Here is a 12,416-nt window from a genome sequence, read left to right as displayed (position 1 = left end):
ACCGCACGGCCCGGGCAGCGCGGTGTACGGCCGGTCCGTTCCTAGCTTTGCAGTATGACTATCGGATTTCCCTTCCGGGTTGCCGTCTCGACCTGCGCCCTGTGCATGACGGGACTGCTGGTGTTCGCCCCCGCGACGGCAGCCGCGCACACGGGCTCCGACCCCGGCGCGCCCGGCGCACCACCGCCCGCGGCCGCGTCACCCGCCCTCCTGTACCGCCCCGGTGTCCAGGTCCGGCCGCACCGGGGCGTGCCCAGGGTCCCGGACGTGTCCGCACTGTCGTGGGTGGTGGCCGACGCCGACAGCGGGGAGGTCCTCGCGGCGCACGACGCCCACCGCAGGCTGCCACCGGCCAGCACCCTCAAGACCCTGTTCGCCCTGACCGTCCTGCCGGTGCTGCCCGGCGGCCTCAGACACACGGTCGGCGCGAACGAACTCGCGGACATCGAGCCCGGCAGCTCTCTCGTCGGCGTCGCCGAGGGACAGACCTACCAGGTGGCCGACCTGTGGCGCGGTGTCTTCCTCAACTCCGGCAACGACGCCGTGCACGTCTTGGCCGGCCTCAGCGGCGGCTGGTCGACAACGGCCGCCCGGATGCAGGCCAAGGCGCGTGCCCTGGGCGCCCGGGACACCTACGTCCGCTCCCCCGACGGCTACGACACGCCGGGCCAGGTCTCCTCGGCGTACGACCTCGCGGTCTTCGGCCGGGCGGGGCTGCGCAACGCGGACTTCGCGCGGTACTGCGGCACGGCCGAGGCGCAGTTCCCCGGCCGGGGCGGCTGGTGGTACGGCATCCGGAACACCAACCGGCTGCTGACCGGTGCCGACGGGGTGGCGCCCTACGACGGGCTGATCGGGATCAAGAACGGCTACACCAGCCACGCCGGCAACACACTCGTCGCCGCCGCCCGCCGGGGCGAACGGACGCTCGTCGTGACGGTGATGAACCCTCAGGCGGGCGGCGGCTTCACGGTCTACGAGGAGGCGCGCGCGCTGCTCGACTGGGGGTTCGGCGCTGCCGGGCGGGTGGAGCCGGTGGGCTCGCTGGACGCGCTCAGGGTGAAGCCGCAGCCCGGGCCCGAGGCGGTGCCGGTGGCAGCAGCGGCGGCGGTGTCACCGGAGCCCGCGGGGCCCGGCTGGCTGGAGACGTGGGCCATCCTGGGCGCCGCCGGACTCGGCGCGGGATCGATGGCGTTGGCGCTGCGGGCCCGGTTCGGGCGGCCGGTCGCCGACTGACCCGCCGGAAGCCGCAGCAACAGGCCGAGCGTGACCCAGGTGTAGAGGTTGCTGCCGAGGAAGCCGTCGATGCCCGACGCGTCGTCGAACCACAGCCACACCACGCTGGTGCACAGCACGGCGTGCAGGGCGCCCGCGATCCGCGGGTGCCCTGCACGCACGAGAACGGCGAAGGACGGCAGCAGCCACACCAGGTGGTGCACCCAGGTGATCGGGCTGACCAGACAGGCGGTCAGCCCGGTCAGCGCGAACGCGGCCGCCCAGTCCCCCGCCGCCACCGCCCGCCGGGCCCGTACGGCCCACACCCCCAGGGTCAGCAGCACGGCCACCGCCCAGACCGCGCGGTCCGTCTCGCCGAGCCGGGCCAGGACGCCCTGCAACGACTGGTTGGAGACGTAGTCCAGCCGTCCCACCCTGGCCGTGTCCCACATCGCGTCGGTCCAGTAGAACCGCGAGGCGTCCGGCGCCACGAGGGCCGCGAACCCCGTCGCGGTCAGGGCCACGACCGTGGCGACCGCCGCCGCACGCCCGCGCCGGGCGAGCAGGAGCAGGCCGATGAAGAGGGCCGGTGTGAGCTTCACCGCGGCGGCCAGCCCGACCCCGGCACCGGCCCAGCGCTCCCGGCCGGTGGCGAGCAGCCACGCGTCGACGAGGACGAGCGCCAGCAGCAGGAGGTTGACCTGGCCGAAGCTGAAGGTGTCGCGCAGCGGTTCGAACAGCGCGAGTGCGCAGGCGCCCAGGGCACAGCCGTACCAGCCGTGACGCCGCCAGGCCCGGCCGGTGAGCAGGCGCACGACCACGGCCAGCGCCGCCAGGTTCAGCAGCAGGCCCACCGCGATCGCGGCGCGCAGGTCGAGCAGGGCCATCGGGAGCATGGCGACGGCCGCGAACGGCGGGTACGTGAAGCCGTACGTCGTCCCCGGCACTCGGTAGTCGTAGAGCCGTCCGCCGTGGTGGATCCAGGTGTCGACGGCTCCGTGGTAGACGCGCAGGTCGAACCAGTCGCGCAGGAGCGGCACGGTCGCCGTGAAGACGGTGACGGCGGTGCCGGCGGCGAGGACCAGCAGCAGCCGGCCGCGCTCCGTTGCCGGCGCCCTCATGCCGTACGCCCCGGGGCCGGGGCCTGGGCCGTCTGGTGGGCCTGGACCAGCACCACCAGGGCGAGTACGCCTCCGGAGACGGCGAGGACGAGCTGCCCAGTGTCGGCCGGGCCGCCGCTCGGGAGGGTGGCGAGCGCGAGCACACCTGTCACCGCGGCCACCCGGTGCCGTACCGAGGCGCTGGGCGCGGCGGCCGCTATGAGGAACAGCCCCCACAGCGCGTACCAGGGTCGGATCGCCGGGCCGAGGGCGGCGAGGGTGGCCAGGCTCAGGCCGAGGGCGTAGACGGGTCGCGGACGCAGGCGCAGCCAGGTGTGGCCGATGACGGCGACGGCCGTGACGATGCCGAGCGCGTGCCAGAACGGGACGGCCAGCGGGGCGAGATCGCTGCCGAGCCGTTCCAGCAGGGCTGCGGTGGCGCGGCCGAGGAGGCTGGTGAGGGCCCAGTTCCCGGACGACACAGGGGTGTTGAGGGCGCCGATCCAGCCGTAGCCGGTGCCTACGACGGCCGTCGCGGCGACGGTGGTGACGGCTGCCGAGACGACGGCCGTCACCACGGCCTTCGCCGGACGGTCGCCGGCCCGGACGCGCAGCACGACGATCGCGGCGAGCCCCAGGACGGCGGGGGCCTTGACCAGGGCGGCGAGCGTCACGAGTACGGCTCCCAGGACCGGCCACCGGCCGAGGGCGGCGACCAGGCCGAGGCCGAGCAGACCGAGCATGACGGCGTCGTTGTGGGCGCCGGCGACCAGGTGCAGCAGCACGAGCGGGTTGAGGGCGCCGAGCCAGAGCGCCGCGGCCGGGTCGGCACCGCTGTGGCGGGCCAGGCGGGGCAGGACGGCGGCCATCAGGGCCACGCCGAGCAGGGCGACGAGCCGCAACCCGAGCAGACCGGCGGGGAGTTCACCGCGGGACATCTTGGCCAGCGCGGAGGCCAGGCCGAGGAAGACGGGGCCGTACGGGGCGCCCGTGTCGCGCCACATGGGGGCGACCTCGTCCGCGAGGGGACCGCCGAGCAGGGCGGGGCCGTGGGCGTAGACGTCCATGTGGGCGTCGGCCATGGCGCCTTGGGCGAGGTAGCTGTAGACGTCCCGGCTGAACAGGGGCGGGGCGAGCAGCAGCGGAATCGACCAGACGACGAGGACGGCCATGAGCTCGCGCGTGCCGGGCCGCTGGTCGGGGCTGCGCACCAGGCGGCCGAGGAGGAGCCAGGCCGCGATCAGCAGGACGACACCGAAGTAGGCACCGACCAGTCCCAGGGCCGCCTGGGGCGAGGCCGGGGTGAGGAGTTCACGGACGGGGAGGGCTCCCGCGCTCTCCCCGCCGGCGGCGAGAAAGGCGGTGCCGACCAGACCGAGGACCTGGCAGCGGCGGAGATCGACGGGGATGTTGGCCAGCACGCGAGCAGCGTGTCAGCCGTGGGTGGCGGGCGGGCGACGAGGCGGCGACCGGGGTGTGACCGGTGCGTGGTCGGGTCCGGGATGCGGGTCCGGTATGGGGTCCGGGATGGCTCACCCCGCCTCAGAACACGGAGACACCCGTCAGCGTCGTGAACCTGTCCAGGGCCGCCACGCCCGCCACCGAGTTGCCCCGCTCGTCCAGACCCGGGCTCCATACGCACAGCGTGCAGCGCCCCGGGACCACCGCGATGATTCCGCCGCCCACCCCGCTCTTGCCGGGCAGGCCCACCCGGTAGGCGAAGTCGCCCGCCGCGTCGTACGTGCCGCAGGTCAGCATGATCGCGTTGATCTGCTTGGCCTGGCTGAGGGTGAGCAGGCGGTTGCCGTCGGCGCGGATGCCGTGGCGGGCCAGGAAGGTGGTGGCGAGGGCCAGGTCGGCGCAGGACGCCCTGAGGGAGCACTGGCGGAAGTACTGGTCGAGCAGGACCGGGATGTCGTTGTCGATGTTGCCGTACGCGGCCATGAAGTGGGCCAGAGCCGCGTTGCGGTCGCCGTGGGCGGCCTCGGAGGCGGCCACCTCCTCGTCGAAGGCCAGCGCCGGGTTGCCGCTCTCCTCGCGGAGGAACGACAGCAACTCGCCCGCCGCGTCTCCGGTACGGCTGTGGAGGCGGTCGGTGACGACGAGGGCGCCCGCGTTGATGAACGGGTTGCGCGGGATGCCGTTCTCGTACTCCAGCTGCACCAGGGAGTTGAAGGGGTTGCCGGAGGGTTCGCGGCCCACGTGCTCCCAGAGCTCGTCGCCCTCGCGGGCCAGGTCGAGCGCGAGGGTGAACACCTTGGTGATGGACTGCGTCGAGAACGGCTCGCGCCAGTCCCCGACGCCGTACACCGTGCCGTCCAGCTCCGCGACGGCCATGCCGAAAGTGCGCGGGTCGCAGGCGGCGAGTGCCGGGATGTAGTCGGCGGGCCGACCGCGGTCGGGGGTCCGTTCGATCTCGGCGGCGATGCGCTCCAGGACCGGTTGGAACTGCGATGACATGAGCGTCATCATGCCGCACCCCTGTCATGGGAGCGTCTCCGGGGCTGCGTGGTGCTGCGCGGGCCGCTCCCGGACGCGGTCTGGTCGCGGGTGCGGCAGCGGTACCGGCAGGAGGCCAATCAGGCGTGTCTTGAGCCGAACTCCGCGTGCTGGCCCACCGGTCCCCGTCTCGCACGTCAGGGTGACAGTCTGCGGACCCCGCATCGGGGTCCGCTCGGCCATCGAGCAGACAGGAGCGATGTTGCGCCAGCGGAACGAAGGCGACGGAGCCACCGGCTTGCAGCGGCCGGCCCACACGAAGAGCACCGGGGCGGTCGCCGGTCCGCTGCGGCCGAGTGTCGCGGCCGGCTTGTGCGCGACCGCGTTGCTGCTGGCCGGGTGCAGTGTGCCCGCCCCGTACGTACCCCTGTTGGAGAACCCCAAGGACGGACGAGTGTTCTACCTCAGTCCGCAGGGGGACGACGGCGACGACGGCCGCACACCGCAGACCGCCTGGCGCACGCTCTCGCGCGCCGACGCCGTGCGGTTCAAGCCGGGCGACCGGCTGCGGCTGAAGGCGGGGGCACGTTTTCCGGGCAGCTTGAGCATCGGCCAGGGGGACGCCGGCAACGCCCGCAGGCCTGTCGTGATCGACTCCTACGGAGAGGGCCGCGCGACGATCACGGCCCGCGGCACGCGCGGCATCGAGGTGCACAACACGAGCGGCGTCATCGTCCGTGACCTTGCCCTCGTCGGCGACGCCGCGTCCTACGGATCGCACGAGGGCATCGCCTTGGTCAACGATCTGCCCGACGGCAGGAAGCTGCCGTACGTCCGGGTCTCGGACGTCGAGGTGTCCGGCTTCCGCGACGGCCTCCGGCTGCACGGCGGAAGCGGCGCGTCCGGCTTCCGCGACGTGGTGATCAGTGACTGCACACTGCACGACAACCAGGACGCCGGTCTCGTGGCAGACGGTCCGCCCTTCTCCGCGGACGCGCCCTCCTACGCGCACGACAAGCTGACGGTGTCGAGGGTGACGACGTATCGGAATGTCGGAGACCCCCTCGCGGCCGACCGCAACACCGGCAGCGGCATCGTCCTCGGCAGTGTCCACCGTGGGAGGGTGGAGCGGTCCGTCAGCCACGACAACGGGAGTTCGTCCGCACCGGACGCCGTCGAGGGTCCTGAGGGCATCTGGACGTACGACTCGTCGTGGATGACGCTGGAGAAGAACATCTCCTACGGCAACCACACCGGTTCCACGGTGGACGGTGGCGGGTTCGGCCTCGACAACAACGTGTCTCACTCGCTGATGCAGTACAACCTGGCCTACGGCAACGACGGTTCGGGCTTCCTGGCGTACTCCGCCGCCCCGAACACGGCGCACAGGGACAACACGATCCGATACAACATCAGCCACAACGACAGCCGCAAGCTCCCGCAGTACGGCGGCATCGTGGCGTTGGGATCGCGGGTCGGCGACCTCTCGATCTACCAGAACACGGTGCTGACCAAGGCGAACGGCGCCGTCCGCGCCCCGGCTCTGCGGCTCGAACCCAGCCTGCGCGGCGTCACCGTGCGCAACAACGTGTTCGTCACGAACGGCTCGCCCGTCGTGTCGGCGCAAGGGGCCTTCGACGCGTCGTCCGTGCTGATGCAGGGCAACGACTACCACGGCTCGCCGGGCTGGGCCTTGCTGTGGGGCGGGCATGAGTACACCGACATGGCCACATGGCGCCAGGAGACGGGGCAGGAGTCGCTGGGCGCGCAGGCCACCGGCAGTGACCGCGACCCGTGCCTCACCCAGGTTCCGCTGCCCGCGGCCGGTCCGAACCTGCGCGGCAGCGGTCCGACGAGCGGCGCGCTCGCCGGACGGTGCGCCGACACGTTGTCCGCTGCCGCCGTGGACCTACGCTCCATGGGGGTCGACCCGGGGCAGGTGGACTACTTTGGAGCACCGCTGAGCGGGTCGCCCGGTGTGGGAGCCGTGCAGACCGGTCCGACCGCCTGAGGGATCGTCACCCGTACGGTGTCGCCCGGTCCTGGCGGCGGAACGTGGGCCGGGCGGCCCAAGGCGCGAAAGTGCCAGCCGGCCTCCCGCCAGGCCGTCGCGTCCAGGGCGTTGCGCGCGTCGGCGATCCGCGGGGTCCGGACCACCGGCAGCAGCTTCACCGGGTCCAGGGCGCGGTACTGGCGCCACTCGGTCAGGTGCAGCACCAGATCCGCGTCCCGGCACACCTCCATGACGTCCGTGGAGTAGGACGGTCCGGACAGTGCCGCCCGAGCGTTGTCGATGCCCTCCGGATCGTGCACGCGGACGTCGGCGTCCTGGGCGACGATCTCGGCGGCGACTGCCAGCGCCGGCGAGTCCCGCACGTCGTCGCTGTCGGGTTTGAAGGTGGCGCCCAGCACCGCGACCCGCCGTCCGGCGAACTCACCGCCCAGGAGCTGCCGGGCCAGGTCGACGGTCCGCCGCCGCTGCCGGTGGTTGATCCGATCGACCTGGTACAGGAAGGACACGGCCTCCCCCACCTGCAGTTCCTCGGCCCGAGCAAGGAACGCGCGGATGTCCTTGGGCAGACAGCCGCCGCCGAACCCGAGGCCCGCGGACAGGAAGGCACGACCGATGCGGGCGTCATGGCCGAGGGCCTCGGCCAGGGTCACCACGTCGGCGCCCGAGGCGTCACACACCTCCGCCATGGCGTTGATGAAGGAGATCTTCGTCGCCAGGAAGGAGTTGGCGGCGACCTTCACCAGTTCCGCGGTAGCCGGATCGGTGCTGACGTAGGCGACACCGGCCCGCAGCATCGGTGCGTAGACCTCGCGGAGCGTCCGGTCGGCGTGGGGCGAGGTGACTCCGACGACCAGCCGGTCGGGGTGCAGGGTGTCCTGGACGGCGAATCCCTCGCGCAGGAACTCCGGGTTCCAGGCGACCTCGGTGTCGACGCCGGGGCGCAGCTGTGAGGTCACCCTGCGGGTGAGCGTCCGGGTGGTGCCCACCGGCACGGTCGACTTTCCGACGATGAGGCTGTCGCGGGTGAGGAGCGGTGCCAGACCGTCGACGACCGCCTCGACATGGCGCAGGTCGGCGGCGAGGGAGTCGGTGCGTTGCGGTGTACCGACGCACACGAAGTGCACGTCGGCGAATTCGGCGGCCTCCTGCAGGGAGGTGGTGAATCGCAGCCGCCCGGCACGGGTGTTCCTGACGAGGATCTCCGGCAGGCCGGGTTCGAAGAAGGGCGCCCGGCCTGCCGCGAGTGCCGCGATCTTCCCGCTGTCGGTGTCGACACCGAGGACGTCGTGTCCGATGTCCGCCATGCACGCGGCGTGCACGGCTCCGAGGTAGCCCGTGCCGATGACGGTCAACCGCATGGAGGTACTCCTGTCTTGGGTGGCCGAATCGACGGGTCAGTGGGCGTAGCCGTGGGGGTTGAGTTCCTGGAACCGCCAGGCGTCACGGCACATGGCCGCGAGGTCACGTGTGGTGGTCCACTCCCAGGCGTCGGCCACCGCGCTCGCGTCGGCGACGAGCTCGGCGACGTCGCCGGGTCTGCGGTCGACGACCTGGTAGGGAATGGGTCGGCCGCTCGCCTCGCCGAAGGCCGCGACCAACTGCAGCACGGAGGTGCCGGTGCCCGTGCCCAGGTTGAACACCCGCATGCCGGTGCGGTCGTCCAGGTGCTGGAGGGCCACCCGGTGTCCTTCGGCGACGTCCATGACGTGGATGTAGTCCCGCACTCCGGTGCCGTCCGGCGTGGGGTAGTCGTCCCCGAAGACGCTCAGGCGCTCCCGTCGGCCCACGGCGACCTGGGCGACGTACGGCATGACGTTGTTCGGGATGCCCTGCGGGTCCTCGCCGAGCAGTCCGCCGGGGTGGGCTCCGACCGGGTTGAAGTAGCGCAGGGCGAGCACCTTCATGTCCGTCAGATGGGCGCAGACGTCTTCCAGGATCCGCTCGCACGTCAGCTTGGTGCGGGCGTAGGGGTTGGTGGGCGCCACCGGGCTCTGCTCGGTCAGGGGCACGGTCCGCGCGTCGCCGTAGACGGAGCACGAGGAGGAGAAGACCAGCCGGCGGACGGCGTGTTCGTGCATGACCGACAGCAGTGCGCAGGTGCCGCCCACGTTGGTGTCGTAGTACTCGACCGGCAGCGCGACCGACTCCCCGACAGCCTTGTGGGCCGCGAAATGGATGACGGCGTCCACCTGATGGGTGGTGAACACCTGCGCGAGAGCCAGGCGGTCGCGCACGTCGACCCGGTAGGCGGCGGCGAGTGGCCGGCCCGCGGTCTTGGCGATGCGCTCCAGGGCGTGGGGAGAGCTGTTGACGTGGTTGTCGACGACGACGACTTCGTAGCCGTGGGCGAGCAGTTCGACGCAGGTGTGGCTGCCGATGAAGCCGGCGCCACCGGTCACCAGGACGGTTTCGGGCATCGGACACCTCGTTCTTCGTCACAGAGGAGGGGGACGTCGCGGACGGGGCGTGGGACGGCCACCGGGATCAGCCGGGGAGGAAGCCCCGCACATAGGTCGGGAACAGCAGCAGCGCGAAACTCAGCGGCACGAGCGCGACGAGACCCGCGGCCAGCGGCCGGATCGCCGTCCACAGCGCCCGGTGCGCGCCCACACCCGCGGACCTCGCGGTCTCACGGATGTGCAGCACGCTGACGGCGAGGGTCACCAGCGCGTAGGAGAGCGAGCCGAGCAGGCACAGGAACACATAGCCGATGGCGGGGCCGGTCAGCTGGCCGACCACGGCCGCAGCGGAGAGGACCACGGTGATCAGCAGGTAGGGAAGCACCAGGCGCAGCGGCAACGGCTCCATGCCGTCGCGGACCTTGGGCGTCACCTTGAAGACGACCTTCCTCGGCCGCAGTCGCTGCAGCACCGCGGCCGCCGTTCCCCAGGCCACCCACGGCCAGCGGGTCAGCCCGAACAGCCACCCCTCCCAGCTCAGCAGCGGCGCGTCGACGGGCCGCAGCAGGCCTCGTCTGCGCAGCAGCAGGGTGAGCAGGATCAGGAAGAACGACATCGCCCAGAAGTGCAGGAGGAAAGCGCCGTAGTTCACGCTGATCCACGGCTCGCCGGTGATCGCGGCGATCGGCGGCAGCAGCAGGCCGGCGGTGGTCGTCAGCGCGAGCAGCGGATAGTAGGAGAGGGCGAAGGCGAAGCGGATCCGCAGCCGTCCGGGCATCCGCCACAGATGCTTCGGGAGCATGCCCAGCAGCATGAACACCAGGCTCCGCGACCACTGGAACTCCTGTGTCACCATGGCGGCGAAGGTGATGGGACCGTCGCCGTGCGCCTCCGCGTCGATGGCGAACGCCCCGTGCCAGCCCGCCGAGTTCAGCAGGAACGTGGTGGCGAAGTCCTCGGCCAGTTCGGGGCCGAGCCCGCCGATCTCCTTGAGGGCACGAGTCCGTACGGCGTAGTGGGAGCCGATGCACAGCGGTGCCAGACCGTCGGAGTGGCCCAGTTGCATCGGTCCGTGGAAGGTGGCCTCGCGGTACAGCCGTCCGCGTGCCGACCACGAGGTGCGGGCGTTGGCGTCGCACACGCTGGGTGCGGCGACGTAGCCGACGGCCGGATCGGCGAAAGGCCGGACCACTTCCCCCAGGTAGCGGGGGTGCGGTACGTGGTCGACGTCGAGCTGGGCGACCACGTCGTAGTCGGAGTAGCCCCAGTGGTCGTAGAAATGCGCGAGGTTGCCCTCCTTGCACCGGGTGCGGCGGGGCCAGGCGTCGCGGTGGTACGACGCGGCACCACGACGGCAGGACACGCGCACGGCGTTGGCCTCGCACCAGGCCAGGATCTCCCGGCTCGGGTCCTCGTCGCACAGCCATACGTCGTAGCGGTGCGGGAATTCCTGGCGCAGCATCGCGCTCAGGGTGGTGCGGGCGACCGGCCAGGGCTCCGACGGTGCCCGGGTCACCACGAACGCGATCCGCAGCCGGGGCACCTCGACAGCGGGGTCGAAGGTGCGCAGCCTCACCATCACGACGACGAAGTACAGCGGCAGCACGGACACATACAGCAGGAGGGCGCTGTTCACCGCGAAGCCCACCAGGCCGACCCGGTGTTCCGGACGCAGCCACCACTCCCAGAGGCAGACGAAGGCGGTCCACCAGCCCACCGCGAGCAGGGACACCTTCATCTGGTCAAGGCGCCCCAGCAGGGGCACGCGGGACACGGGCCCCGGCGTGAGCCGCCTGCGCGGTTTGCCGAAAACCGGTCCGTCGGCGGGCATGTCGACGACGTTGCCCGCCGAGAGGGTCCACAGGTAGCTTCTCAGCATCGCCTCATCGGTCTGCACGGCACCCGGAGCACCGTCCAGGGCGGCGCCAGGCGTCCGGCCGTGATCCGTCTGGGTCACGACGCGGCGGCGACGGTCGCGCCGGACCGGCAGGAGGCCGCCGTGACGACGCCGTCCTGTTGGCCGCCACGGATCGCGGAGAGGGCGGCGGCGATGTCGTCCGGCCGGGAGGCGAACCACTCCACCGTTCGGCGCAGACCGTCCTCGATGCCGACCTCGGGGCTCCAGCCCAGGCGCTGCGCCGCTCGGGCGATCACCGGCCGGCGGCGGGTCGGGTCGTCGACCGGCAGCGAGTGGAACTGGATCTCGGCCCGTGATCCCGTGAGGTCGAGAACGAGTTCCGCCAGTTGCAGGACCGTCAGTTCGACGGGATTCCCGAGATTGACCGGTCCGGGTTCGTCGTGGTCGAGCATGGCGACGATTCCGCGCACCAGGTCGTCGACATAGCAGAAACTGCGGGTCTGCTTTCCGTCTCCGTAGACGGTCAACGGCTCCTGAGCGAGCGCCTGGACGACGAAGCTGGAAACGACCCGGCCGTCGTGCGGGCGCATGCGCGGACCATAGGTGTTGAAGATCCGCACGATTCCCGTGTTCGTCCCCCGGTTCGTCCGGTAGGCCTGGGTCAGTGCCTCGGAGAACCTTTTCGCCTCGTCGTAGACACTGCGCGGGCCGACGGGGTTGACGTGACCCCAGTACGTCTCGTCCTGAGGGTGCACCTCGGGGTCTCCGTACACCTCGCTCGTGGAGGCGAGGACGAAGCGGGCGGCGTGGCGCGCCGCGAGCCGCAGCGCGTTCTCCGTACCTCGGCTGCCCACGGCGAGCGTCTCCAGCGGACGGGCAAGGTAGTCGGGGGGCGAGGCGGGGCTGGCGAGGTGGGCCACCGCGTCGACGGTGCCCGAAACCTCCAGGGACGCACTGACGTCCTCGCGGACGAGTTCGAAAGCGGGGTCTCCGAGAAAGGGGGCGATGTTCGCCGGATCGCCGGTCGAGAAGTCGTCGAGGCACACGACTTGGTCGCCGCGCCGAAGGAGCGCTTCGCAGAGATGCGAACCGAGAAAACCGCCGCCACCTGTCACGGCCACACGCATGAATTCTCCTGGACTCACCGAAGGGATTCCATCGCTCCGCCCGGCGCAGAGTGTGCAGAACCTTCCACCAGGACAGGAGACGGCCTGATTCGAAGGCCGCACAATTCACGATATGAGTGTTAATCGCACTTTCCTGGGAAGGGCGACACGGGCTGCGCCGATCAGCGGGTACCGCCCGAGGGGACGCGGTCTCTCGTTTTCGCGCCACCCCTCGGATGCGACGGGGCACCACCCCGGCGCGGTTCACCCCTGGGTGTGACGGCA

At 71.6% G+C, this 12,416-nt stretch carries 8 protein-coding genes and 1 pseudogene; 2 read left to right on the top strand and 7 right to left on the bottom strand.

All coding sequences use genetic code 11. The annotated features are described in order from the left end of the window. Positions 1-54: 54 nt before the first annotated feature. Positions 55-939 (top strand): annotated as a pseudogene (locus D1369_RS37540) (serine hydrolase); the annotation flags it as partial. Positions 940-974: 35 nt separating this feature from the next. On the opposite strand, the gene D1369_RS44200 reads toward D1369_RS37540, so the two are convergent. The 3 genes from D1369_RS44200 to D1369_RS37525 form a co-directional block, all read right to left on the bottom strand. Beyond that, positions 975-2,336 carry a glycosyltransferase 87 family protein gene (locus tag D1369_RS44200; RefSeq protein WP_118082888.1) on the bottom strand — a complete coding sequence of 454 codons (1,362 nt, stop codon included), beginning with the start codon at positions 2,334-2,336 and terminating at the stop codon, positions 975-977. After that, the gene (gene mptB / locus D1369_RS37530; protein ID WP_007379999.1) at positions 2,333-3,736 is read right to left on the bottom strand and encodes a polyprenol phosphomannose-dependent alpha 1,6 mannosyltransferase MptB; all 1,404 of its coding nucleotides are present in this window, start codon (positions 3,734-3,736) and stop codon (positions 2,333-2,335) included. The genes D1369_RS44200 and mptB overlap by 4 nt, the downstream gene beginning before the upstream one ends. Positions 3,737-3,857: 121 nt before the next feature. Beyond that, positions 3,858-4,787, bottom strand: coding sequence for a glutaminase (locus tag D1369_RS37525; RefSeq protein WP_007380000.1), 930 nt, complete (start codon positions 4,785-4,787; stop codon positions 3,858-3,860). Between the two features lie 265 nt (positions 4,788-5,052). Here D1369_RS37525 and D1369_RS37520 point away from each other — a divergent pair, with 265 nt between their 5' ends. Beyond that, positions 5,053-6,765, top strand: coding sequence for a right-handed parallel beta-helix repeat-containing protein (locus tag D1369_RS37520; RefSeq protein ID WP_237557594.1), 1,713 nt, complete (start codon positions 5,053-5,055; stop codon positions 6,763-6,765). On the opposite strand, the gene D1369_RS37515 is transcribed toward D1369_RS37520, so the two are convergent. From D1369_RS37515 to D1369_RS37500, 4 genes are all read right to left on the bottom strand, one after another. Then, positions 6,699-8,126 (bottom strand): UDP-glucose/GDP-mannose dehydrogenase family protein, encoded by a 1,428-nt coding sequence (locus D1369_RS37515; RefSeq protein WP_007380002.1) that lies wholly within the window; start codon positions 8,124-8,126, stop codon positions 6,699-6,701. The two genes, D1369_RS37520 and D1369_RS37515, sit on opposite strands and share 67 nt — an antisense overlap. 36 nt (positions 8,127-8,162) lie before the next feature. Continuing rightward, a complete protein-coding gene (gene galE / locus D1369_RS37510; protein ID WP_007380003.1) occupies positions 8,163-9,185 on the bottom strand; it encodes a UDP-glucose 4-epimerase GalE in 1,023 nt (340 codons plus the stop codon). A gap of 67 nt (positions 9,186-9,252) precedes the next feature. Next, entirely contained in the window at positions 9,253-11,046 is a 1,794-nt protein-coding gene (locus D1369_RS37505) for a glycosyltransferase (protein WP_237557781.1), read from the bottom strand. 74 nt (positions 11,047-11,120) lie between these two features. Then, positions 11,121-12,152 (bottom strand): UDP-glucuronic acid decarboxylase family protein, encoded by a 1,032-nt coding sequence (locus tag D1369_RS37500; protein WP_082319353.1) that lies wholly within the window; start codon positions 12,150-12,152, stop codon positions 11,121-11,123. Between the last annotated feature and the right edge of the window lie 264 nt (positions 12,153-12,416).

The sequence above is a fragment of the Streptomyces sp. CC0208 genome (assembly GCF_003443735.1).
Lineage (GTDB): Bacteria > Actinomycetota > Actinomycetes > Streptomycetales > Streptomycetaceae > Streptomyces > Streptomyces sviceus.
The sequence above is the reverse complement of the archived record's forward strand: the minus strand, read 5'-3'. Positions and strand labels throughout refer to the sequence as shown.